Annotated in this window: 21 protein-coding genes, 2 tRNA genes and 3 pseudogenes; 9 read left to right on the plus strand and 17 right to left on the minus strand. The window is 67.1% G+C overall.

Annotation, left to right across the window (positions count from 1 at the left end; all coding sequences use genetic code 11):
- Nucleotides 1–17: 17 nt before the first annotated feature.
- Nucleotides 18–1712, plus strand: coding sequence for a Stk1 family PASTA domain-containing Ser/Thr kinase (gene pknB, locus ACRAWC_RS12320; RefSeq protein ID WP_431347986.1), 1695 nt, complete (start codon nucleotides 18–20; stop codon nucleotides 1710–1712).
- A gap of 21 nt (nucleotides 1713–1733) precedes the next feature.
- On the opposite strand, the gene ACRAWC_RS12325 is transcribed toward pknB, so the two are convergent.
- From ACRAWC_RS12325 to ACRAWC_RS12335, 3 genes are read right to left on the minus strand one after another with little or no spacing between them, the layout of a single operon-like run.
- The gene (locus ACRAWC_RS12325) at nucleotides 1734–2372 is read right to left on the minus strand and encodes an anthranilate synthase component II (RefSeq protein ID WP_431347987.1); all 639 of its coding nucleotides are present in this window, start codon (nucleotides 2370–2372) and stop codon (nucleotides 1734–1736) included.
- The gene (locus ACRAWC_RS12330) at nucleotides 2369–2527 is read right to left on the minus strand and encodes a hypothetical protein (RefSeq protein ID WP_431347988.1); all 159 of its coding nucleotides are present in this window, start codon (nucleotides 2525–2527) and stop codon (nucleotides 2369–2371) included. Before ACRAWC_RS12330 ends, ACRAWC_RS12325 begins: the two co-directional genes overlap by 4 nt.
- 3 nt (nucleotides 2528–2530) lie before the next feature.
- Nucleotides 2531–3346, minus strand: coding sequence for a class E sortase (locus tag ACRAWC_RS12335; protein ID WP_431347989.1), 816 nt, complete (start codon nucleotides 3344–3346; stop codon nucleotides 2531–2533).
- A 108-nt stretch (nucleotides 3347–3454) separates the two neighbouring features.
- Between ACRAWC_RS12335 and ACRAWC_RS12340 the strand changes: the two genes are divergently transcribed.
- Nucleotides 3455–3715 (plus strand): cell division protein CrgA, encoded by a 261-nt coding sequence (locus tag ACRAWC_RS12340; RefSeq protein WP_179604135.1) that lies wholly within the window; start codon nucleotides 3455–3457, stop codon nucleotides 3713–3715.
- A gap of 183 nt (nucleotides 3716–3898) precedes the next feature.
- Here ACRAWC_RS12340 and ACRAWC_RS12345 read toward each other — a convergent pair whose 3' ends face one another.
- Together ACRAWC_RS12345 and ACRAWC_RS12350 are read right to left on the minus strand one after the other, a co-directional pair.
- Nucleotides 3899–4612, minus strand: a complete 714-nt coding sequence (locus ACRAWC_RS12345) for a rhomboid family intramembrane serine protease (protein ID WP_431347990.1) — start codon at nucleotides 4610–4612, stop codon at nucleotides 3899–3901.
- 176 nt (nucleotides 4613–4788) lie between these two features.
- Complete coding sequence (locus tag ACRAWC_RS12350; protein WP_179604137.1) at nucleotides 4789–5328, minus strand: peptidylprolyl isomerase; 540 nt, start codon at nucleotides 5326–5328, stop codon at nucleotides 4789–4791.
- A gap of 124 nt (nucleotides 5329–5452) precedes the next feature.
- Here ACRAWC_RS12350 and ACRAWC_RS12355 point away from each other — a divergent pair, with 124 nt between their 5' ends.
- On the plus strand, nucleotides 5453–6007 hold the full coding sequence (locus ACRAWC_RS12355) for a hypothetical protein (RefSeq protein ID WP_431347991.1): 555 nt from the start codon (nucleotides 5453–5455) through the stop codon (nucleotides 6005–6007).
- Between the two features lie 85 nt (nucleotides 6008–6092).
- Nucleotides 6093–6296, plus strand: a complete 204-nt coding sequence (locus tag ACRAWC_RS12360; RefSeq protein WP_431347992.1) for a PspC domain-containing protein — start codon at nucleotides 6093–6095, stop codon at nucleotides 6294–6296.
- On the opposite strand, the gene ACRAWC_RS12365 is transcribed toward ACRAWC_RS12360, so the two are convergent.
- Nucleotides 6236–6739, minus strand: coding sequence for an NUDIX hydrolase (locus ACRAWC_RS12365; protein ID WP_431347993.1), 504 nt, complete (start codon nucleotides 6737–6739; stop codon nucleotides 6236–6238). The two genes, ACRAWC_RS12360 and ACRAWC_RS12365, sit on opposite strands and share 61 nt — an antisense overlap.
- Nucleotides 6740–6787: 48 nt before the next feature.
- Between ACRAWC_RS12365 and ACRAWC_RS12370 the strand changes: the two genes are divergently transcribed.
- The gene (locus ACRAWC_RS12370) at nucleotides 6788–7651 is read left to right on the plus strand and encodes an Fpg/Nei family DNA glycosylase (protein WP_431349433.1); all 864 of its coding nucleotides are present in this window, start codon (nucleotides 6788–6790) and stop codon (nucleotides 7649–7651) included.
- A 6-nt stretch (nucleotides 7652–7657) separates the two neighbouring features.
- Here ACRAWC_RS12370 and ACRAWC_RS12375 read toward each other — a convergent pair whose 3' ends face one another.
- A complete protein-coding gene (locus tag ACRAWC_RS12375; protein WP_431347994.1) occupies nucleotides 7658–8098 on the minus strand; it encodes a rhodanese-like domain-containing protein in 441 nt (146 codons plus the stop codon).
- Nucleotides 8099–8191: 93 nt separating this feature from the next.
- Between ACRAWC_RS12375 and ACRAWC_RS12380 the strand changes: the two genes are divergently transcribed.
- Nucleotides 8192–8665 (plus strand): Lrp/AsnC family transcriptional regulator, encoded by a 474-nt coding sequence (locus ACRAWC_RS12380; protein WP_431347995.1) that lies wholly within the window; start codon nucleotides 8192–8194, stop codon nucleotides 8663–8665.
- 45 nt (nucleotides 8666–8710) lie between these two features.
- On the opposite strand, the gene ACRAWC_RS12385 is transcribed toward ACRAWC_RS12380, so the two are convergent.
- The 10 genes and pseudogenes from ACRAWC_RS12385 to dnaA form a co-directional block, all read right to left on the minus strand.
- Nucleotides 8711–8783: transfer RNA gene (locus tag ACRAWC_RS12385), tRNA-Ala, on the minus strand.
- A gap of 25 nt (nucleotides 8784–8808) precedes the next feature.
- Nucleotides 8809–8885, minus strand: a tRNA-Ile gene (locus ACRAWC_RS12390).
- Nucleotides 8886–8951: 66 nt separating this feature from the next.
- Nucleotides 8952–9365 (minus strand): DUF3566 domain-containing protein, encoded by a 414-nt coding sequence (locus tag ACRAWC_RS12395; RefSeq protein WP_369961733.1) that lies wholly within the window; start codon nucleotides 9363–9365, stop codon nucleotides 8952–8954.
- On the minus strand, nucleotides 9355–11913 hold the full coding sequence (gene gyrA, locus ACRAWC_RS12400) for a DNA gyrase subunit A (protein WP_431347996.1): 2559 nt from the start codon (nucleotides 11911–11913) through the stop codon (nucleotides 9355–9357). The genes ACRAWC_RS12395 and gyrA overlap by 11 nt, the downstream gene beginning before the upstream one ends.
- Before the next feature lie 43 nt (nucleotides 11914–11956).
- Complete coding sequence (gene gyrB / locus ACRAWC_RS12405; protein ID WP_431347997.1) at nucleotides 11957–13966, minus strand: DNA topoisomerase (ATP-hydrolyzing) subunit B; 2010 nt, start codon at nucleotides 13964–13966, stop codon at nucleotides 11957–11959.
- Nucleotides 13967–14089: 123 nt separating this feature from the next.
- Nucleotides 14090–14533: a DUF721 domain-containing protein gene (locus ACRAWC_RS12410; RefSeq protein WP_431349434.1), complete on the minus strand. Its 444-nt coding sequence runs from the start codon at nucleotides 14531–14533 to the stop codon at nucleotides 14090–14092.
- Nucleotides 14534–14559: 26 nt separating this feature from the next.
- A pseudogene (gene recF, locus ACRAWC_RS12415) lies at nucleotides 14560–15713 on the minus strand (DNA replication/repair protein RecF).
- A 6-nt stretch (nucleotides 15714–15719) separates the two neighbouring features.
- Nucleotides 15720–16606: pseudogene (gene gnd / locus ACRAWC_RS12420) on the minus strand (phosphogluconate dehydrogenase (NAD(+)-dependent, decarboxylating)).
- A 36-nt stretch (nucleotides 16607–16642) separates the two neighbouring features.
- Nucleotides 16643–17788, minus strand: a complete 1146-nt coding sequence (gene dnaN / locus ACRAWC_RS12425) for a DNA polymerase III subunit beta (protein WP_431347998.1) — start codon at nucleotides 17786–17788, stop codon at nucleotides 16643–16645.
- Between the two features lie 439 nt (nucleotides 17789–18227).
- Nucleotides 18228–19651: pseudogene (gene dnaA, locus ACRAWC_RS12430) on the minus strand (chromosomal replication initiator protein DnaA).
- Between the two features lie 442 nt (nucleotides 19652–20093).
- On the opposite strand from dnaA, the gene rpmH reads away from it, so the two are divergent.
- Genes rpmH through yidD form a run of 3 tightly spaced genes read left to right on the plus strand, consistent with a single transcriptional unit; the run spans nucleotide 20094 to nucleotide 20998 of the window.
- Nucleotides 20094–20231 carry a 50S ribosomal protein L34 gene (gene rpmH / locus ACRAWC_RS12435; protein WP_021763546.1) on the plus strand — a complete coding sequence of 46 codons (138 nt, stop codon included), beginning with the start codon at nucleotides 20094–20096 and terminating at the stop codon, nucleotides 20229–20231.
- Between the two features lie 42 nt (nucleotides 20232–20273).
- The gene (rnpA, locus tag ACRAWC_RS12440) at nucleotides 20274–20690 is read left to right on the plus strand and encodes a ribonuclease P protein component (RefSeq protein WP_431347999.1); all 417 of its coding nucleotides are present in this window, start codon (nucleotides 20274–20276) and stop codon (nucleotides 20688–20690) included.
- On the plus strand, nucleotides 20687–20998 hold the full coding sequence (gene yidD / locus ACRAWC_RS12445) for a membrane protein insertion efficiency factor YidD (protein WP_431348000.1): 312 nt from the start codon (nucleotides 20687–20689) through the stop codon (nucleotides 20996–20998). The genes rnpA and yidD overlap by 4 nt, the downstream gene beginning before the upstream one ends.
- Nucleotides 20999–21000 lie beyond the last annotated feature (2 nt).

Raw genomic sequence — 21000 nt, forward strand, 5'->3', positions numbered from 1 at the left:
CCGAAAAGGAGCCCGTCTTGAGCCCAGATAGCCGCCTGCTCGCAGGCCGATATCAGGTGGGCGACCTCGTCGGGCGCGGCGGCATGTCCGATGTGCATCGCGGGACGGACACGCGGCTGGGCCGTACCGTCGCCATCAAGCTGCTCAAGCCGTCCCTGGCGACGGATCCGGCGTTCCGCACGCGCTTCCGGCAGGAGGCCCAGGCCGCGGCGCGGATGACGCACCCGACCATCGTGCGGGTGTTCGACGCCGGCGAGGAGACGGTCCGCGAGCCGAACGGCCACGAGGCCCAGCTCCCCTTCATCGTGATGGAGTACGTCGACGGCGTTCTTCTGAAAGATCTCATCAAGCGTGGCCCGCTGCAGGTCGCCGAGGCGGTCCGCATCACCGAGGGCATCCTGACTGCTCTCGAGTACTCGCACCGCGCAGGGGTGGTGCACCGCGACATCAAGCCCGGCAACGTCATGATCACGACGACCGGCCAGGTCAAGGTCATGGACTTCGGCATCGCCCGCGCCATCAGCGACTCCTCCGCAACGGTCGCCCAGACCACCGCGGTCCTCGGCACCGCCAGCTACTTCTCGCCCGAGCAGGCCAAAGGCGAGACCGTCGACGCCCGCACCGACCTGTACTCGACCGGCGTCGTCCTGTTCGAGATGCTGACCGGCCGGGCGCCGTTCCGCGGCGACACCCCGGTCGCCGTCGCCTACCAGCACGTCAGCGAGACGGCCGTCGCGCCGAGCACCGTGAATCCCAAGGTGTCTCCGGCGATGGACACCGTGGTCGCCCGCGCCCTCACCAAGGACCGCTTCGAGCGCTACCAGACGGTCGCGGACTTCCGTCACGACCTGGAGGAGGCCGCCGCCGGGCGAGTCCCCGTCCACAAGCAGCCCGACGAGTTCTCCGAGACGCTCTTCGGAGCGCCGCCGAGCTCGGTCTCCGGCCCGGAGGCGGCCTTCCGCCAGCTCGCGGAGGACCAGACGATGGTCCGCACCCAGCGCCGCCCACCGGTCATCTGGATCTGGGCGGGCATCGCTGTGATGGCGGTCGTGATCGTCGCCGTCCTCGCCTGGGTGCTGCGGATCGGCCCGAGCACGACCATGCCGGACAGCTCCCGCCAAGTCCCCAACCTCTCCGGGCAGACGCTCGACAAGGCGACGAAGCAGCTCGAAGACCTCAAGCTCAAGTGGACGCAGTCGACGGAGGCCAGCTCCACCTACGAGCAGGGCCAGGTCATCCGCACCGACCCGGCCGCCGGGATCGTCGTGGCCACTGGCGACACCATCAACGTCTTCGTCTCGACGGGCAAGAAGGCGGTGTCCGTGCCCGACCTCACCAACATGACGCAGGACGCCGCGAAACAGGCGCTGACGACCGCGGGGCTGGCCCTCGGCCCGGTCACGACGCAGAACTCGGCGACGGTGCCGGCCAACGTCGTCATCCAGACCTCTCCCGCCGCCGGCAGCAACGCGCACGAAGGCGACGCGATCGGCCTCACGGTCTCGAGCGGCAAGGTCACCCTGACCGACCTCACCGGACAGTCCCTGCCCGCGGCGACTTCGCTGCTGCAGCAGCTCGGACTGACGGCCGACCCGAAAGCCGACGCCACCTGCAAGCAGAACAGCGGCGCGCCGCTGGTCCACACGCAGACGGTCGCGCCGGGCGATGTGCCCCAGGGGAGCACGGTCGGGCTCACCTACTGCTCGGGCTGACCGAGCGGGAGGTGCTTCTGCTCAGCCCAGCTTCACAAGCGGGTGGAGCGCACGGGACGCCTGCGCAGCGCCCGCGAGGCCGGCCCTCTCGAGCCAGTTGCCGAGCATCCGGTAGCCGCCCTCGGTGAGCACCGACTCGGGGTGGAACTGGACGCCGTAAATGGGCGCGACCCGGTGCTGCAGCCCCATGATGACGCCGCCGGCCGTGCGAGCGGTGACGATGAGGTCGTCGGGGAGGGTGCCGTCCACGACCGCCAGCGAGTGATAGCGCGTCGCGGTGAACGGCTGCGGCACGCCGTCGAACAGCAGGCTGTCGTCGTGCTCGACCTGCGATGTCTTGCCGTGCATCAGCTCCTCGGCGTTGGTGACCACGCCGCCGAACGCCTCCGCGATCGCCTGGTGCCCGAGGCAGACCCCGAGCAGCGGCGTCCCGGCCTGCAGCGCGAGCTCGACGACCGGGATGGACACCCCGGCGTCGACCGGCTTGCCCGGCCCGGGCGACACCAGCACCGCGTCGAACTCCGCCACACGCGCCGGCAGGTCCTCGATCGCGATGTCATCGTTGCGCACGACCTCGGTCTCGGCGCCGAGTTCACGGAGATAGCCGTTGAGCGTGTAGACGAAGCTGTCGTAGTTGTCGATGACGAGTACGCGGGTCACGGCCCAACGGTACCTTCCTGAGGACCGAGGAGCGAATCCACCCACGGGAAGACCCAGGTCACCAGTCCCAACAGCACGACCGCGAACAGGATCACCAGGATGACGATGCGCAGCCAGACCGGTCCGGGCAGGATGCGCCACAGGGCTCCGTACATGGTTCAGCCTCCCGTCACCGCGGCGCGGATCTCGTTCGGAACATCCTGCGTGGGCTGGAAGCCCGCGTAGACGTTGTAGGCGATCAGCCGCTCGCCTGCGTGGAACGGCGGGTTGCAGGTCGTGATCGTCATGAGCCTGTCGATGGGCTGGACGTCGGGATGACGGGGCACGGACGCGATCACCTGCACCTGCGTGGGCTGCACGAACTCGAAGTTCCGGAAGACGTAGGTGTACCAGCCGTCCTTGGTCTGCACGTAGATGCGGTCGCCGAGCTCCAGCTTGGACAGGTCGATGAAGGTGTTGCCCCAGCCCGAGTCGTGGCCGGCGACGGCGAAGTTGCCGACCGCGCCGGGCATCGCCGTGCCGGCGTAGTGGCCGACCCCGGCGGTGTAGCTGTTGAGGACCTTCTCGACGTCGACCGTCTCGCGGATCGTGCGCTTCCAGTCCGGCCCGAGGCGCGGGATGTAGATCACAGCGAACGGCTCGTAGTCGGCGGGCTGCGCCATCACGGGAGGGTCGACCGCCTCGGGAGACGACGGGTCCGTCGGCGTCGGCCGCGGTGCCTTGATCGCGTCGTCGATCCACTTCTTGCTCTGCGTCGCCGCCGCCGAGGTCTGCTGGCCCGACAGGACGAGGTTGTTCCACCAGACCTGCCAGCCGAGGAACAGGCCGACCAGCACTCCGGCCGTGATGAGCAGCTCGCCGATCACCGTAAGAACGACCTCGCCGGCGCTTCGCTTGCGGCGGGGAGTCCGGGCCGCGCGGCGCGGGCCGGCGCGATGGCGCTCGGGCTCAGCGGACTCGGCAGGCTCGGTCATATGACACATTCTAATCGGGAGGGAGCCCGGCCAAACCGGGTGTTTCCCGGGAACTGCCCGCCTTCGTCGCCACGAACGTTCAGACCACTCCCGCTACACTTGTGTGCTATGGCACGCACCAAGTCCAAGACCAAGCTCGAGCGCTCCGCCCGTCCCGAGCGCAGCTCGGCCGCAACCGGCGAGGACGCCCCCAACCCCGTCTGGTTCAAGCCCGTCATGTTCGGCTTCATGCTGCTCGGGCTCATCTGGATCATCGTCTTCTACGTCAGCCAGAACCAGTACCCGATCCCCGCTCTCGGCGCGTGGAACATCCTGGTCGGATTCGGGATCGCCTTCATCGGCTTCCTGATGACCACCCGCTGGCGCTGAGTCCCTACTGTTCTCCACTTATCCACAGCAGTTCTCCCCACGGTCCACCACCCCGCAGTCGGCTTCTCCCCAGTGTTAATAAGCCTGTGGAGAGTTACACCGGTGTAATTATCCCCACTGTTAATAAGGCTGTGGATAACTTATCCACGCGTTGTGGGGAAGTGCGGGCGCCGACAGTATGCGTCACACGAAGTGCAGCAGGCTCGCACCGACGAGCACGGCGCAGAGCGCCACGATGAGCGGCGTCTGCCAGCGACGCCGCGACGGCATGCGCGTCTCGACGTAGATCAGCCCCGCCAGTGCTCCGCCGACGAGACCGCCGACATGCGCTTGCCACGCGATGTTCATGCCCGGCAGGAACCCGATCGCTAGGTTGAGGCCGACCAGCACCAGGATCTGCATCCCGTTGCCGCCGAGCCGCCGCTGGATCACGAAGAAGGCGCCGAGCATTCCGAAAATGGCGCCGGACGCGCCGATCACGGGCTGGTTGGCCGGCGCGATCAGCAGCACGCCGAGCGACCCGGCGAAGCCGCTGATCAGGAACAGTGTGAGGAAGCGCGCACGCCCGAGCACGGGCTCCAGCGCCATCCCGAAGATCCACAGCGTGTACATGTTGAGCGCGATGTGGATGATGTTCGCATGCAGGAAGACCGACGTCAGCATCCGCCACGGCTCGAAGGCGAGCGCCGGCGACAGCGATTGACTCGGGTACGAGTAGGCGCCCGCGTACAGCAGCGAGTTGGTCACCTGCGAGCCGATGATCGGAAGGTTCTGCAGGATGAACACCACGATGCAGACGCCGATGATCGCGTACGTGACGACCGGGGCGCCCGGGCCCGTGAGCCGCGACACCCAGGGCGAGCGGGTGCGCGGCGCCGTGGCGCGCTGCTGCGCCATGCACTCCGGGCAGATCACTCCGACTGCGGCAGGAGTCCGACACTCACCGCAGATCGCCCGCCCGCAGCGCTGGCAGCGCACATGGCTGACGCGATCGGGGTGACGGTAGCAGACGCTCGCCGGAGCGTCGACGGGCTGAGACATGGTTTCTTCTCCGCCCGCTCCCCCGGCAGGCCTCAGGCCTGGTCGATCTCGACCGACTCGATCACGACGTCGTCGAGGGGACGGTCGCGGGCGTCGGTGGGCAGCTCGGCGAGCTTGTCGACGATCTTGCGGGACGCGTCGTCCGCGACCTCGCCGAAGATGGTGTGCTTGCCCTGAAGCCACGTGGTGGGCGCCACGGTGATGAAGAACTGCGAGCCGTTCGTGCCGCGCCCGCCCTGGATGCCGGCGTTGGCCATCGCGAGGATGTACGGCTGGGTGAAGTCGAGTTCAGGGTTGATCTCGTCGTCGAACTGGTAGCCCGGGCCGCCGATGCCCTGGCCGAGCGGGTCGCCGCCCTGGATCATGAAGCCCGGGATGATGCGGTGGAAGACCACGCCGTCGTACAGCGGCTTGTTCGTCTTCTCGCCCGTGGCGGGGTGCGTCCACTCGATCTCACCGGTCGCGAGGCCCACGAAGTTACGGACCGTCTTCGGAGCGTGGTTGCCGAAGAGGTTGACCTTGATGTCTCCGTAGTTAGTGTGGAGCGTGGCGACAGCGGTGTGCTTAGACATGGCACCAATTCTTGCACAGGGCCCTGTTGGGTTTCGGGAAGCCTCTTCGGCTCTCGGGCCATCCTCAGGGCTTTCGGTGGCAAGATGGAGTGAGTTCGCCCAGCCGACGCAATGGAGGTCCAGAATGAGCCTGACACGGAAGCGCCAGAAGGAGCTCGACCGTCTGCGGAGTGACGCGCAGGAGCTGTGGGAGCAGCAGCAGGACGTGCTTGCGAGCGCCAACGCTCTGGCAGCCGCGGCACGCAGACAGGCCGCCCACTACTCCCGTGAAGAGCTCGCGCCGCGGGTGCGCGAGGGCTACGAGTCCTACGTCCGTCCGGTGGCCCAGTCGGCCAAGGATTCGGCGGGGCACTACGCGGGCGTCGCGCGCGACCGTCTCGTCGGTGACGTGATTCCGGCCGTCGGTACCGCCGTCGGAACCGCGCTCTCGGTCGTCGACCACGCGCGGGCCGCACGCAGCGCCGCCTTCGCCGGTGATTTCACCAAGGCGCGCAAGGAGATCACCAAGAAGGCGTCCGCCGCGAGCCGCAACTCGGGGCCCGGCGCCGGCACGATCATCGCGGTCGGCCTCGGCGTCGTCGCGGCGGCGGGACTGCTCTACGCCGTCTGGCAGACCTTCCGCGCCGACGACGAGCTGTGGGTCGCCGACGAGGAGCCCACGACTCCCGCCGCGGAGTAGACCCCTCGCCGGTGGAGCCGACCCCAGGGTCGAATCGGGGGTTTCCCGGATAGTACTCCGGTCTCGTGATGGCGATGCTGGAGTCATGAACACTCTGCAACGACCCCTCGACGGCCGCATCCTCGGCGGCGTCTGCGCCGGACTCGCGAACCGTTTCGGGCTCAAGCCGCTGACCGTGCGCATCCTGTTCCTGCTGTCCCTGCTGCTGCCGGGACCGCAGTTCATCGCCTACATCGCGATGTGGATCATCATCCCCTCCGAGCCGCACCCGGTCACGCGGACGGCCTGATCGCGGCTCAGCGCAGCGGTCGGGCCAGGTCGCCGAGACCGGCCATGCGCAGCGCGACGTCGACCAGGTCGACCCGCCGGTTCGGGATGCTCGTCAGCGCGAACCAGGCGGCCTCGTCGGTCGTCCCGTCGAGCTCGTTCTTCAGGCTCCCCGGTGACGGTCGCACGGTAGACGATCCGGAGCGCGTGCAGCGGGCCGGCGTCCGGGACGAAGCGCGCCTCGGCAGGGACGATCTTCGAGTCGATGCCGAGCAGCGCCTCCGCCCGGGCCTCGAACCCGGTCTCCTCCGCGATCTCGCGCACGACGGCGTCGAGCGGATCCTCCCCGGGCTCGATCCCGCCACCGGGCAGCGTCCACCCGGAGCGGCCGCTCTCGTTCCAGTGCGCGAGCAGGATGCGCGGCCCATCCACGATGACGCCGTAGGCGGCGACCCTGATGTCCATTCCGACACCCTACTGCCGCTCGTCGGTGGAGAGCGGCAGTATGGGATGGTGCCCGAACTGCCGGAAGTCACCGCCCTCGCCGCCGACCTGGGCGAGCGGCTGACCGGTCGCATCATCGATCGGCTCAGCATCGTCGCGTTCTCCGCGCTGAAGACGTTCGATCCCCCGCCCGAGGCGCTCAAGGGGCTGACGATCACCGGGGTCGGCCGGCATGGCAAGTTCCTCGACATCGCGGCCGGCGACCTCCACGTCGTCATCCACCTCGCGCGGGCCGGCTGGATCCGCTGGCGTGAGACTCCGCCGCCCCCGCCGACCGGCCGCCCGAGCAAGGGACCGCTCGCGGCACGCCTGGTGCTGGACGACGGCTCCGGCCTCGACATCACCGAGGCCGGCACGAAGAAGAGCCTCGCCGTCTCCATCGTCCGCGACCCGGCGGAGGTCCCCGGCGTCGCCCGCCTCGGCCCCGATCCGCTCGACGCAGCGTTCACACGGGATGTGTTCGCGGCCATCCTCGCCGCCCAAGGCCGCGCGCAGGTCAAGGGCGTGCTGCGCAACCAGGCACTGATCGCCGGGATCGGCAACGCCTACTCCGACGAGATCCTGCACGTCGCGAAGATGTCCCCCTTCAAGCCCGCATCGATGAGCGGACAGGAGGCCGACCGCCTCTACGCCGCGCTCGAGGAGACGTTGCACGAGGCTCTCGCACGCTCGGAAGGCCTGGCCGCGTCGGAGCTGAAGAGCGAGAAGAAGTCGGGGATGCGCGTCCACGGCCGCACAGGCCAGCCGTGCCCGGTGTGCGGGGACACCATCCGCCAGGTGATCTTCGCGGACTCCACGCTGCAGTACTGCCCCACGTGCCAGACGGGTGGGAAGCCGCTCGCCGACCGTGTGCTGTCACGACTGCTCAAGTAACCCCCGTCAGCAGGCGCAGCTCACCCCGTCGACCGGCGCTGTCAGCGGGTCGGCGCCGCGGACGACCGGCCCGTGGTCGTCCTCGACCGGGAGGCCTTCGCGCGCCCAGTACTCGAAGCCGCCGATCAGCTCGCGCGCCTCGTAGCCCGCCAGGCTGAATGCCAGCGCGGCACGGGTCGAGCCGTTGCATCCCGGGCCCCAGCAGTACACCACCACCGGCATGTCCAGCGGCAGGACCTCCGTCGCTCGCCTGCCGATCTCCGCGGTCGGGAGGTGGATCGCGCCGGCGATGCGGCCCTGGCGCCAGGCCGCCTCGCCGCGGCTGTCGATCAGTGCGAAGCGGTCCCCCGCCATCTGCGCGGCGCGCACATCGGAGGGGTCGGTCTCGTACCGGAGCTTCGCGGCGAAATGCTGCGCGGCCTCGCTGGTCGTGGTCGTCATCGTCATGCACACAACAGTAGGGCGGCACAAACGCGATCTGAACAGACGATACTCGGCGTTCGGGCCGTCCGACCGGGAATTCCGTGCCAGAATCGCGCCATGACCGTGAATCCTCCATTCGCCGCCGACGGAGTCGATCGCGCCCTGCTCGGCGAGCTGCAGCGCGACGGCCGGCAGTCGGTCGCCGAACTCGCCCGTACCGTCCACATGTCGAACAGTGCGGTCGCAGAACGCATTCGGAGGTTGGAGGAGGCCGGGGTCATCTCGGCCTACCGCGCGATCGTCGACCCCGAGCGGCTGGGCTACGGCATCCTCGCGTTCCTGCGGCTGCGCTATCCGAGCAGCCAGTACCAGCCGCTCCACGAACTGCTGGCCGCGACTCCGGAGGTCGTGGAGGCGCACCACGTCACGGGCGACGACTGCTTCATCCTGAAGGTCGTCGCGACATCGATGCGCCACCTCGAGCAGGTCTCCGGAACGATCGGGTCCCTCGGCAGTGTGACGACGAGCATCGCCTACTCGAGCACGGTGGCTACGCGGCCGATCGAACCGCCAGGCGCGGTGGGCAGCTGAGCCCGCGCACGCTCGGCCCGAGGGCTTCGCGACGAAATAAGACTGTGGAGCCTAGGAGATTCGAACTCCTGACATCCTGCTTGCAAAGCAGGCGCTCTACCAACTGAGCTAAGGCCCCGGGAGATGGTGTCCGTCACGACACATGGTGGGGATACGAGGACTTGAACCTCGGACCTCTTCGTTATCAGCGAAGCGCTCTAACCGCCTGAGCTATATCCCCGAATGGGCAACAGATTAGAGGGTACCTGATCTGAGCCCGGATGGCGAAATCGAGTGCCGCCCGCGCTCAGTTGTTGGTGAAGCCCACGAGCAGACCGCCCGTGATCTTGACCGACAGGTTGTAGAGCAGCGCGAAAACGGCGCCGAGCGCGGTCACCACGACGATGTCGAGGATGCCCACCACCAGCGAGAAGCCCATGACCTGACCGAGGCCGAGCACGGAGCGGAGGTCGCCGCCACTCGCGCCGGAGACGTCCTTCACCAGACCGTTGAGCTGGTCGAAGATGCCGGTGCGGTCGAGGACCGTCCAGATCAGGAATGTGCCGACGATCGCGATGATCGCCAGGCAGATGCCCGCGAGGAACGAGAGCTTCACGGTCGACCAGAAGTCGACGTAGACGAGCTTCAGCCGCACCTGCTTGGCGGACGTGGGTCGTCGGGTCGACTTCCTCGCGAGTTTCTCGGCGACGCTACTGCTCATCTACGGCTTCATCCTTCCCGGCACGACCGGTTTCATCGTCGGCTACCGATTCTGCATCGGCTTCCTGGGAATCCAGGTTGCGCTCGGTGTTCTTCGCCAGAGCGATGATCTTGTCGGTCTCGGCGAAACGTGCAAAAACGACACCCATAGTGTCACGGCCCTTGGCGGGTACCTCGGCCACGGCAGAGCGTACCACCTTGCCGCTGGCAAGAACCACCAGGACCTCGTCGTCCTCATCCACGATGAGAGAACCCACCAGATCCCCACGGTCGTCGCTCAGTTTCGCGACCTTGATGCCCAGACCACCACGGCCCTGGAGGCGGTACTGGTCGGCCGACGTGCGCTTGGCGTAGCCGCCCTCCGTGACCACGAACACGTAGCCCTCGTCGGAGACGACGGCCGCGTCGAGCAGCCGGTCCTCGCCGCGGAAGTGCATCCCGATGACGCCCGAGGTGGAGCGGCCCATCGGGCGCAGCGCCTCGTCGCTGGCGGTGAAGCGGATGGACATGCCCTTGCGGGAGACCAGCAGGAGGTCGGAGTCCTCCTCGACCAGCAGCGCGGAGACGAGCTCGTCGTCCTCGCGGAGCTTGATCGCGATGATGCCGCCGGACCGGTTGGTGTCGTACTCCTCCAGCGCCGTCTTCTTGATGAGGCCGTCGCGGGTGGCGAGCACCAGGTACTTCGCCGCCTTGTAGTCGCGGATGTCCAGGATCTCCGCGATCTCCTCGTCCGGCTGCAGGGCGAGCAGGTTGGCGACGTGCTGGCCCTTGGCGTCGCGGCCGGCCTCCTGCACCTCGTAAGCCTTGGCGCGGTAGACGCGGCCCTTGTTCGTGAAGAAGAGGAGCCAGTGGTGCGTCGTCGTCACGAAGAAGTGGTCGACCACGTCCTCCCCGCGGAGCTGGGCGCCCTTGACCCCCTTGCCGCCGCGGTGCTGGCTTCGGTAGTTGTCGCTGCGCGTGCGCTTGATGTAGCCGCCGCGGGTGACCGTGACCACCATCTCCTCTTCGGGGATGAGGTCCTCCACGCTCATGTCGCCGTCGAAGCCGAACATGATCTCGGTGCGACGGTCGTCGCCGAAACGGTCGACGATCTCGGTGAGCTCCTCGCTGACGATCGTGCGCTGACGCACCGGGTCCGCGAGGATGGCCTTGAGATCGGCGATCTCCAGCTCGATCTGGTCGTGCTCCTCGATGATCTTCTGGCGCTCCAGAGCGGCCAGCCGGCGGAGCTGCATCGCGAGGATGGCGTCGGCCTGCACGTCGTCGACATCGAGCAGGCCCTTCAGGCCCTCGCGCGCGTCCTCGACGGTGGGCGACCGGCGGATGAGCGCGATGACCTCGTCGAGCGCGTCGAGCGCCTTGAGATAGCCGCGCAGGATGTGGGCGCGCTCCTCCTTCTTGCGGAGGCGGAAGCGCGTGCGGCGCACGATGACTTCGATCTGGTGGTCGACCCACGCGGTGATGAAGCCGTCCAGTGCGAGCGTGCGCGGGACGTTGTCCACGATCGCCAGCATGTTGGCGCCGAAGTTCTCCTGCAGCTGGGTGTGCTTGTAGAGGTTGTTCAGCACGACCTTCGCGACCGCGTCGCGCTTGAGAACGATCACGAGACGCTGACCGGTGCGGCCCGAGGTCTCGTCGCGAATGTCCGCGATGCCGCCGACGCGGCCGTCCTTCACCAGCTCGGCGATCTTGATCGCGAGGTTGTCCGGGTTCACCTGGTACGGCAGCTCGGTGACCACCAGGCACACGCGGCCCTGGATCTCTTCGATGCTGACGACGGCGCGCATCGTGATCGAACCGCGGCCGGTCCGATAGGCATCCTGGATGCCCTTGATGCCGAGGATCTGCGCGCCCGTCGGGAAGTCCGGGCCCTTGATCCGCTTGATCAGCTCTTCGAGCAGTTCCTCGCGCGGCGCCTCCGGGTGGGCGAGGTGCCAGAGGGCGCCGTCCGCGACCTCCCGGAGGTTGTGCGGCGGGATGTTCGTGGCCATGCCGACCGCGATGCCGACCGAGCCGTTCACCAGCAGGTTCGGGAAGCGGCTGGGCAGGACGGCCGGCTCCTGCGTGCGGCCGTCGTAGTTGTCCTGGAAGTCGACGGTCTCCTCGTCGATGTCCCGGACCATCTCCAGCGCCAGCGGGGCCATCTTGGTCTCGGTATACCGCGGGGCCGCTGCGCCGTCGTTGCCCGGCGAGCCGAAGTTGCCCTGGCCGAGCGCGAGCGGGTAGCGGAGGCTCCACGGCTGCACGAGGCGCACGAGCGCGTCGTAGATCGCCGAGTCGCCGTGCGGGTGGAACTGGCCCATCACATCGCCGACGACGCGGGCGCACTTCGAGAACGCCTTGTCCGGGCGGTAGCCGCCGTCGAACATCGCGTAGATCACACGCCGGTGCACCGGCTTGAGGCCGTCGCGCACCTCGGGCAGCGCGCGCCCGACGATGACGCTCATCGCGTAGTCGAGGTACGACCGCTGCATCTCCGATTGCAGGTCGACCTGGTCGATCCTGCCGTGGATGCCGAAGCCTTCGCCGGTGGGGGTCTCGTCCGTCACAGTGCTCTCTTCTCAGACCGTGGGGTCTCGTCGTCGCGCTTCCTCAGATGTCGAGGAAGCGCACGTCCTTGGCGTTCTTCTGGATGAACGAGCGGCGCGATTCGACGTCCTCGCCCATCAGCGTGGCGAAGATCTCGTCGGCGGCGGCCGCGTCGTCGAGCGTGACCTGGAGCAGCGTGCGCGTCTCCGGGTTCATCGTGGTCTCCCACAGCTCCTTGTAGTCCATCTCGCCCAGGCCCTTGTAGCGCTGCACCCCGTTGTCCTTGGGGATGCGCTTGCCTGCGGCGACGCCCTCCGCGAGGAACGCGTCGCGCTCGCGGTCGGAGTAGACGTACTCGTGCTCGGCGTTCGACCACTTGAGCCGGTAGAGCGGCGGCTGCGCGAGGTACACATAGCCGAGCTCGATGAGTGGCCGCATGTAGCGGAACAGCAGCGTCAGGAGCAGCGTCGTGATGTGCTGGCCGTCGACGTCGGCGTCGGCCATCAGCACGATCTTGTGGTACCGCGCCTTCTCCGGGTTGAAGTCCTCGCCGATGCCGGCGCCGAACGCCGTGATCATGGCCTGCACCTCGTTGTTCGCGAGGGCGCGGTCGAGCCGCGCCTTCTCGACGTTGAGGATCTTGCCGCGCAGCGGGAGGATCGCCTGGGTCTCCGGGTTGCGGCCCTGTACGGCGGAGCCGCCGGCCGAGTCGCCCTCGACGATGAAGATCTCGGACAGGGTCGGGTCCTTGGACGCGCAGTCCTTGAGCTTGCCCGGCATCCCGCCGCTCTCGAGGAGGCCCTTGCGGCGCGCGGTCTCGCGCGCCTTGCGGGCGGCGAGGCGGGCGGTGGCGGCGGAGAGGGCCTTGCGGATGATCTCCTTCGCCTGATTCGGGTTGCGGTCGAACCAGTCGCCGAGCTGGTCGCCGACGACCTTCTGCACGAACGCCTTGGCCTCGGTGTTGCCGAGCTTGGTCTTGGTCTGGCCCTCGAACTGCGGCTCGGACAGCTTGACGGAGATGACGGCGGTGAGGCCTTCGCGCACGTCCTCGCCGGAGAGGTTGTCGTCCCTCTCCTTCAGGATGTTCTTCTCACGCGCGTACCGGTTGACCAGAGTGGTCAGCGCCGCGCGGAAGCCCTCCTCGTGCGTTCCGCCCTCGTGGGTGTTGATCGTGTTCGCGTAGGTGAAGACGGACTCGTTGTAGCTCGTCGTCCACTGCATCGCGACCTCGAGCGCGATCTTGCGGTCGTTGTCCTCTGACTCGAACGAGATGATCTCCTCGTGCACGACCTCCGCCTTCTTCGCGGCGTTGAGGTAGTGCACGTAGTCGGTCAGACCGCGCTCGTAGAGGAAGACGTCCGAGCGCGGGGCGAACACCTCGGCCTCGTCCTCGACCTCGCCCTCCACCGGCTCCACCTCGGGGGCGCGCTCGTCTCTGAGGGAGATGCGCAGGCCCTTGTTGAGGAAGGCCATCTGCTGGAATCGGGTGCGGAGGGTGTCGTAGTCGAACACGACGGTCTCGAAGGTCACCGGGCTCGGCCAGAACGTGATGATCGTTCCCGTACGGTCGGACGCCTCGCCCTGCTCGAGCGGCGCCTGCGGCACACCGTCGCGGTAGCTCTGGCGCCACGCGTAGCCCTGGCGGTGGACCTCGACGTCGAGCCGCGACGACAGGGCGTTGACGACCGAGCTGCCGACACCGTGCAGGCCACCGGAGACCGCGTAACCGCCGCCGCCGAATTTGCCGCCGGCGTGCAGGATCGTGAGCACGACCTCCACCGTCGACTTCTTCTCGACCGGGTGCTCGTCGACGGGGATTCCGCGGCCGTTGTCGTCCACGCGGACCGCGCCGTCGGGGAGGATGGTCACTTCGATGTTGTCGGCGTGGCCGGCGAGCGCCTCGTCGACGGAGTTGTCGACGATCTCGTACACCAGGTGGTGGAGGCCGCGGGGGCCGGTGGAGCCGATGTACATTCCGGGTCGCTTGCGGACGGCTTCGAGACCTTCGAGGATCTGGATCTCATTCGCGCCGTAGTCGTGTTCCGCCTCGGCCCTGTTCGGTTCCATCGTCATATGAAATTTGGCTCCTGACCGCACTCGACAGTGACTCTCCATTCTACCAAGGGCAGGGAGTCGGATTGCCCGAAATCGCCCATCTGACGCGTTTTCTTCGAACGGGCGACCTCTTTTGTGCAATCAGCCGTAAGTATCGCGCGGACCGCGCCCTGGAATCGACCTGGGACCGCGTTTCCAGGAGGGGGCGTCCGGCCCCTGAAAACGGATCGACTGGATGTCGGCGTCCGGGAACCGCTCGCCGATGCGCACGAGCAGCTCCGAGCGCATCATCCGCAGCTGCGTCGCCCAGGCCGTGGACTCGCAGCGCACGACCAGCACGCCGTCCGTGATCTGGTCGGGAACGGCATGCTTCGCCGTCTCTTCTCCGGCCAGCTGCTCCCAACCTTCCAGGAGGTCGGATTTCGCCAGCGGCGCCGTCCAGCCGAGTTGCTGGGCGAGCGCGTCGACCACATCGCCGAGCCCGCGGGGGTCGCGGCCGGCGCCGAACGGCTTCGACGCGGAGGGGTCGTCCGCCGCTCGCTTCGCGCGCCGACGCGACGGTGTGCCCGTGAAGAGCTCCTTCATCCGCAGGTAGACGGCCGACGCCTCGCTCACGATCCCACGATAGTCCCGGCCTCGATCCGCACGGTGTGGGCGGTGAGGGTCTCCGGGACGTCGTCGTAGACAGCCGCCGTGATGAGCACCTGCTCGTAACCGGCTACGGCGGTTGCAAGCATGCGCCTGCGAGCCTGATCCAGCTCGGCGAACACGTCGTCGAGGATCAGGACGGGATCGCCTGTCGAGGACTCCCGCCGCAGCAGCTCGGCGGAGGCCAGCTTCAGTGCGAGCGCGAACGACCAGGACTCCCCGTGGCTGGCATAGCCCTTCGCAGGGAGGCCGTTGAGCTCGAACAGCACGTCGTCGCGGTGCGGGCCGACCAGTGTGAGGCCGCGCTCCAGCTCCTTCGGTCGGACGGCCGCGAGCGCGCCGCGGAAGACCTCGGCGGTGTCACCGGATGAGGTGGTTACATCTGTCTCGGCGTCGTCGTCCTCGTCGTCGACGTGCGCGCCGCGGATGGTGAGCTGCGGAAGGAGCCGGGGATGGTGGTCGTCGCCGGCGACCGACCGGTACGCCGCGACGAGGGGATCGCTCAGCCGGGAGACCAGGTCGAGTCGGGCATCCAGGAGCTCGGTGCCGAGCGCGACCAGCCGGTCGTCCCAGATGTCCAGGGTCCCGAGCTGGTCCGGTTTCACCCGGGAGGCGCGCGCCGACTTCAGCAGGGTGTTCCGCTGTTTCAGCACGCGCTCATAGTCGGAGATGACGGCGGAGAAACGCGGGCTCCGCTGGATCAGGAGCTGATCGAGGAACCGGCGGCGGATGCCGGGCTCCCCCGGACCAGCGCGAGATCCTCCGGGGCGAACAGCACGCTGGAGAAGTAGCGCGGCAACTCGCGGGGCTTGATCGCGCCGCGATTCACTTGCGCGCGGTTGGCCGACGAGCGGTTGAGCTGCACCTCCACCAGGAGCTCCCGGCCGTCGTGCTCGATGCGTGCCCGGACGATCGCCGCGTCGGCGTCCTTGCGGATCATCGCCTGATCGCTCGACACCCGATGCGACCCGAGGGTGCTCAGGTAGCCGAGCGATTCGACGAGGTTGGTCTTGCCCTGACCGTTGCGGCCGACGAACAGATTGGCGCCGGCCGCGAACGGGACATCCGCGGTGCGATAGTTGCGGAAATCAGTCAGGGAAAGATGTGTAACTCTCAAGGAGGGTTAGTCCACAGCCTTCACGGCGTGGCCGCCGAACTGGTTGCGGAGGGCGGCGACCGCCTTCATCGCGGGCGAGTCCTTCTGGCGGGAGACGAAGCGCGCGAAGATCGAGGCGCTGATCGTCGGAACGGGGACGGCGTTGTTGAGCGCCTCCTCGACGGTCCAGCGGCCCTCGCCCGAGTCCTGCACGAAGCCCTCGATGTGCTCGAACTCCGGGTCCTGCTCCAGGGCGCGCACCAGGAGGTCGAGCAGCCAGGAGCGCACGACCGTGCCGCGCTGCCACGCCTTGAACGTGCCGGTGACGTCCTTGATGATGTCCTTGCGCGTGTCGAGGAGCTCGTAGCCCTCGGCGTACGCCTGCATCAGCGCGTACTCGATGCCGTTGTGCACCATCTTCGCGTAGTGGCCGGCGCCCACCTCTCCGACATGGACGAAGCCCTCGTCGCGCGGGCCCTCCGGGCGCAGCGCGTCGAACACGGGCATGACGCGCTCGACCTGCTCCTTGGAGCCGCCGACCATCAGGCCGTAGCCGTTGTCCAGACCCCAGATGCCGCCGGAGACGCCGGCGTCCATGAAGTCGACGCCCTTCGGGGCGAGCTGCTCGGCGTGCTTGAAGTCCTCGGTGAACTTCGAGTTGCCGCCGTCGATGACGAGGTCGCCCTTCTCGAGCAGCGGCTTGAGGTCGGTGATCACCGAGTCGGTGATCTCGCCGGCCGGCACCATGACCCAGACGGTCCGCGGAGCGGGAGGGTCGCGACGAGGTCGGCGAGGGTGGCCACATCCGACACGTCGGGATTCGTGTCGTAGCCGGTGACCTCGATGCCGTTCTTCTCCAGGCGGGCGCGCATGTTGTTGCCCATGCGTCCGAGACCGATGAGGCCGATGTGCATGATTGTCCTTCTTCTCTCGTGGAGCGGGACCGGGTCCTAGCGCAGCAGCAGGTTGGGCTGCAGCAGGTACTTGTAGGAGTCCGAACCGGACTGATCCTTCGAGGTCTGACTCGTGATGAGCACCGGGCCCGGCTTGTTGGGGTTCTCGGTCTTGGTGAAGGAGATGCGCACGAATTCCGAGTGCACGGCACCGAGACCATCGAGCAGGAACTGCGGCTTCAATGAAACCACCGTCTCCTGGCCAGTGAGGAGAGCGTCGATGCTCTCGGATGCTTGCGCCTGCTCCGAGCCGATCGCTTCCAGCGTCAGTCCGTCGGCGGTGAAGGTGTAACGGAGCGCTGCCTCGCGCTCCAGGACGAGGGAGACGCGGCGCGTCGCCTCGATGAGCTCGGCGGTGTTCATGACCGCGTAGTTGTCGACCTGCTCGGGGAAGAGCCGGCGCACCGGCGGGAAGTTGCCCTTGATCAGCAGGGACGTCACGGTCTTCTTGTCCGCCGTGAACGCGATGAGCTCGCGGTCGTCGCGGTTCGTGATCGAGATGGACACCGTCCCGGAGTGGCCGAAGGTCTTGCCGATCTCGGTCAGGGTGCGCGCGGGGACGAGCGCGGTCTGCGGCTCGCCGGAGGTGGTGCCGTTGTCCCAGTCGATCTCGCGTACGGCGACGCGGTAGCGGTCGGTCGCGACCAGGCCGAGCGTGTTGTTCCCGACCTCGAGCTGCACGCCGGTGATCACCGGGGTGACATCGTCCCGGGAAGCCGCGACTCCGACCTGGGCGACGGCTTCGGCGAATTCCTCGGCGGGCACGAGTCCGGCGTCGCCGCCGACCTGCGGGATGCTCGGGTATTCCTCGACCGGCATGGAGAGCAGCGTGAAGTTCGCCGATCCGGCGCGGACCACGATCTTGGACTCCTCGGTCGAGAACTGGACGGGCGCGTTCGGGAGCTTGGCGGCGATCTCGGCCAGGAGCCGCCCGGAGACGAGCACGCGACCCGGCTCCTCGACCTCGGCAGCGATCTCCGTCTGCGCCGAGACCTCGTAGTCGAACGACGAGAGCTGCAGTCCGGTGTCCGTGGTCTCGATCAGAACGCCGCTCAGGATGGGGAGGGTCGTCCGCTGGGGAAGAAGCTTCACGGCGAAGGAGACGGCCTCACTGAAGACATCCCGATTGGCTTGGAACTTCACGAAGTCTCCCCTTGGTCGGCGCTCGGATACGAACGACACCGATCCTAGCGCTTGGCCTTCGACGCAGAAGTTGTCATTCGAGCAAGCGCTTGAGGTTGTCGGCCGGCCTTAACTGAGAAGGATTAATCATTAATGGTGTTAACCGCTGTGGAAACTGTGGATAACTCGGTGGATACCTTGCAATCAGCGGGAACTACACCCTCGTTACTTGTTGATGACCGGTGGAATCCCTCTGTTGACAAGGATTTCGAGCGTCAGCCCGATCGACGGCTTTTCACAGCCGGGAACCGTTCGTCCCCATTAATCGAGCGACTTTCCGGAACTTCTCCACAAGTTATCCCCAGGTGTTAATAACGAACTCTCCCCACTCTGGGGATCGATCTGTGGATAACTTTCTCGAGCGCCGCGGCGTGGCGCGCTGTCGAGACCGTGCGCCGGCTTACTTGCCGTAGCGGTGGTTCTGCTTGATCCGGCTGGTGAGCTCGGTCACCTGGTTGTAGATCGAGCGCCGCTCCTTCATGAGCTCGCTGATCTTCTTGTTCGCGTACATCACGGTCGTGTGGTCGCGGCCGCCGAAGAGCTGGCCGATCTTCGGCAGCGAGAGGTTCGTCAGTTCGCGGCAGAGATACATCGCGATCTGCCGTGCCGTGGCGACCGCCTGCGAGCGGCTCGAGCCGTAGAGGTCGTCGACGCTGAGCTTGAAGTACTCCGCGGTGTTGGTGATGATGTCGGTCGGCGCGATCACGTTGTCGTCGTCGAGCGTGATCAGGTCCTTCAGCACCGTCTGAACCAGCGGCATGTCGACCGGGGTGCGATTCAGGCTCGCGAAGGCGGTGACGCGGATCAGCGTTCCCTCCAGCTCGCGGATGTTGCTCGACACCTTCGACGCCATGAACTCGAGGATGTCGTCCGGGACGAGGATCTTCTCGCTCTGGGCCTTCTTGCGGAGGATCGCGATGCGGGTCTCCAGGTCGGGGACCTGGACGTCGGTGATCAGGCCCCACTCGAAGCGCGAGCGCATCCGGTCCTCGAAGCCCGTCAGGTGCTTCGGCGGGAGATCGCTGGTGATGACCACCTGCTTGTTGTGGTCGTGGAGGGTGTTGAAGGTGTGGAAGAACGCCTCCTGCGTCTCGACCGCGCGCTGCAGGAACTGGATGTCGTCGATCAGCAGGATGTCGATGTTCCGGTAGCGCGCCTGGAAGGACGAGCCCCGGTTGTTGGCGATCGAGTTGATGAAGTCGTTCGTGAACTCCTCGCTCGAGACGTACCGCACGCGGATGCCCGGGTAGAGGCTCATCGCGTAGTGGCCGATCGCGTGCAGGAGGTGGGTCTTGCCCAGGCCGGAGTCGCCGTAGATGAAGAGGGGTTGTACGCCTTGGCCGGCGCCTCCGCGACGGCGACCGCGGCCGCGTGCGCGAACCGGTTCGACTGGCCGATGACGAAGTTGTCGAAGCTGTACTTGGAGTTGAGACGGGTGTCGCCGTTGCGCGGGGGCGCGGTGATCTCGGTCGGCGGCGCCATCATCGGCGCGACGGCGTCCAGATAGGGGGCGGGCTCCGGCTCGGCGGGGCCGGCCATCGACTCCTGCTGGATCTCGGGGTTCACCACGATCGCGAAAGTGTTGACCTCGAGCGCCTGGTCGAGGTTGCCGATCGCGTTGAGGAGGGGGACGCGGCTGCGCTGCTCGATCATCCCGCGCGTGAACTCGTTGGGCACCTCGAGGTAGAAGGTTCCGGCCATGATGCCTTTGGGCTCGACCAGGCTGAGGAAGCCGTGCAACTGGGGTGTGATGCGGTCGTCCGTCTCGAGATTGTCGAGCACGTTCTGCCATGCCGCAGAAATGGACTCTTCGCCGCCTGCCATCGTTCCCCGTCTTCGAAATTCGTGGATGCCGTCGGCCCGACGCGAGACGAGTCGTCCCCCGTGTGACTCGCGCTGGGCTGGCGGCAAGGACGCCGCCGTGGGTATTCACAGAGTTATCCACCGCTGTGTGTGCAATACCGTAGCGATCTCCGGCCCTTTTTGGGATGGCCTGGGGATAACTTAGGAGTTCACGCTAACTTGTCCACAGGTGTGGATCAAATTCGGTTCGAGGAATACTCCGGCGCGTCGTTCGCTCGGTTCCTGCAAATCCCGTGCATAATCAAGGGTTTCAGGACGATCGGTTTGACCCGGGTCGCCTTAAGGACGTAGCTTTAATAGGTTGACTTCAGCCGTTTCGGCTGCCCAGAAACTTTCCTGGCCTCCCCGTGCTGGCCGAATCCATTCAGCACCGGCCTGTGAAGAGACCACCACGGAGATAGACATGAGCAAGAGAACGTTCCAGCCGAACAACCGCAAGCGCGCCAAGACCCACGGCTTCCGCCTCCGCATGCGCACGCGTGCCGGTCGCGCCATCCTGTCGGCGCGTCGTTCCAAGGGCCGCGAGAAGCTCTCGGCCTGACCCTTTCCGGGTCAGAGCCGCTTCCGGGTCAGGGCGCGACGCGTGCTCGCGAAGAACCATCGCATCACGCGGGGCGCGGAGTACCGGGCGACCGTGCGACGAGGTGCGCGCTTCAACGAAGTGAGCATGATCGCCTACGTCCGGTTCAATCGCGACTCCGACGTGGTGCGTTTCGGTTTCATCGTGAGCAAGGTGGTCGGTAACGCGGTCGTCCGCAACCGTGTGCGACGCCGGCTCAAGGCTGCGGCTTACGAACTGCTCCCCCGCCTCTCGTCGGCGCCCGCCGGCGGCGCAGGCCTGGACATCGTCATCCGGGCATTGCCAGCCTCCGCCCAAGTGACGTGGGCTAATCTGCACGGTGAGGTCTCGCGGGCCACCGACCGTTTCCTCAGCCGCCACACCACCAGTCCGCGCGACAGCCGTCCGCGGGACACCAGCGAAGGCAACGTCCGTCCATGAACACCGCGATCGCCGCAGTGCTCCTCGCTCCGAGGAACGCTGCCGTGTTGGTGCTCCGGGCGTACCGCGCGGTGATCTCCCCGCTCTACGGCGACGTCTGCCGGTACTACCCCTCGTGCTCCGCCTATACGCTGCAGGCGATTCAGGAGCACGGGGTGATCGTTGGAAGCGCGCTCGGAATTCGCCGGATCGCCCGCTGCCACCCGTGGGCAGCCGGAGGGGTCGATGACGTCCCCCTCAAGAAGAAGCGCCGCTACCGGGTCACTCCGTTCGGATTCGTCGTCGCCACCAGCCAGGGAAAGGCCTAGCA

This window comes from Leifsonia sp. L25, from assembly GCF_050632895.1.

What these genes read in the sequence shown, in the direction of transcription:
- ACRAWC_RS12330 (WP_431347988.1), bottom strand. Translation starts at nt 2,527, where the DNA reads ATGTACGGAGCCCTGTGGCGCATCCTGCCCGGACCGGTCTGGCTGCGC.
- ACRAWC_RS12335 (WP_431347989.1), bottom strand. Translation starts at nt 3,346, where the DNA reads ATGACCGAGCCTGCCGAGTCCGCTGAGCCCGAGCGCCATCGCGCCGGC.
- ACRAWC_RS12340 (WP_179604135.1), top strand. Translation starts at nt 3,455, where the DNA reads ATGGCACGCACCAAGTCCAAGACCAAGCTCGAGCGCTCCGCCCGTCCC.
- ACRAWC_RS12345 (WP_431347990.1), bottom strand. Translation starts at nt 4,612, where the DNA reads ATGGCGCAGCAGCGCGCCACGGCGCCGCGCACCCGCTCGCCCTGGGTG.
- ACRAWC_RS12350 (WP_179604137.1), bottom strand. Translation starts at nt 5,328, where the DNA reads ATGTCTAAGCACACCGCTGTCGCCACGCTCCACACTAACTACGGAGAC.
- ACRAWC_RS12355 (WP_431347991.1), top strand. Translation starts at nt 5,453, where the DNA reads ATGAGCCTGACACGGAAGCGCCAGAAGGAGCTCGACCGTCTGCGGAGT.
- ACRAWC_RS12360 (WP_431347992.1), top strand. Translation starts at nt 6,093, where the DNA reads ATGAACACTCTGCAACGACCCCTCGACGGCCGCATCCTCGGCGGCGTC.
- ACRAWC_RS12365 (WP_431347993.1), bottom strand. Translation starts at nt 6,739, where the DNA reads ATGGACATCAGGGTCGCCGCCTACGGCGTCATCGTGGATGGGCCGCGC.
- ACRAWC_RS12375 (WP_431347994.1), bottom strand. Translation starts at nt 8,098, where the DNA reads ATGACGATGACGACCACGACCAGCGAGGCCGCGCAGCATTTCGCCGCG.
- ACRAWC_RS12380 (WP_431347995.1), top strand. Translation starts at nt 8,192, where the DNA reads ATGACCGTGAATCCTCCATTCGCCGCCGACGGAGTCGATCGCGCCCTG.
- ACRAWC_RS12395 (WP_369961733.1), bottom strand. Translation starts at nt 9,365, where the DNA reads ATGAGCAGTAGCGTCGCCGAGAAACTCGCGAGGAAGTCGACCCGACGA.
- gyrB (WP_431347997.1), bottom strand. Translation starts at nt 13,966, where the DNA reads ATGACGATGGAACCGAACAGGGCCGAGGCGGAACACGACTACGGCGCG.
- ACRAWC_RS12410 (WP_431349434.1), bottom strand. Translation starts at nt 14,533, where the DNA reads ATGAAGGAGCTCTTCACGGGCACACCGTCGCGTCGGCGCGCGAAGCGA.
- rpmH (WP_021763546.1), top strand. Translation starts at nt 20,094, where the DNA reads ATGAGCAAGAGAACGTTCCAGCCGAACAACCGCAAGCGCGCCAAGACC.
- yidD (WP_431348000.1), top strand. Translation starts at nt 20,687, where the DNA reads ATGAACACCGCGATCGCCGCAGTGCTCCTCGCTCCGAGGAACGCTGCC.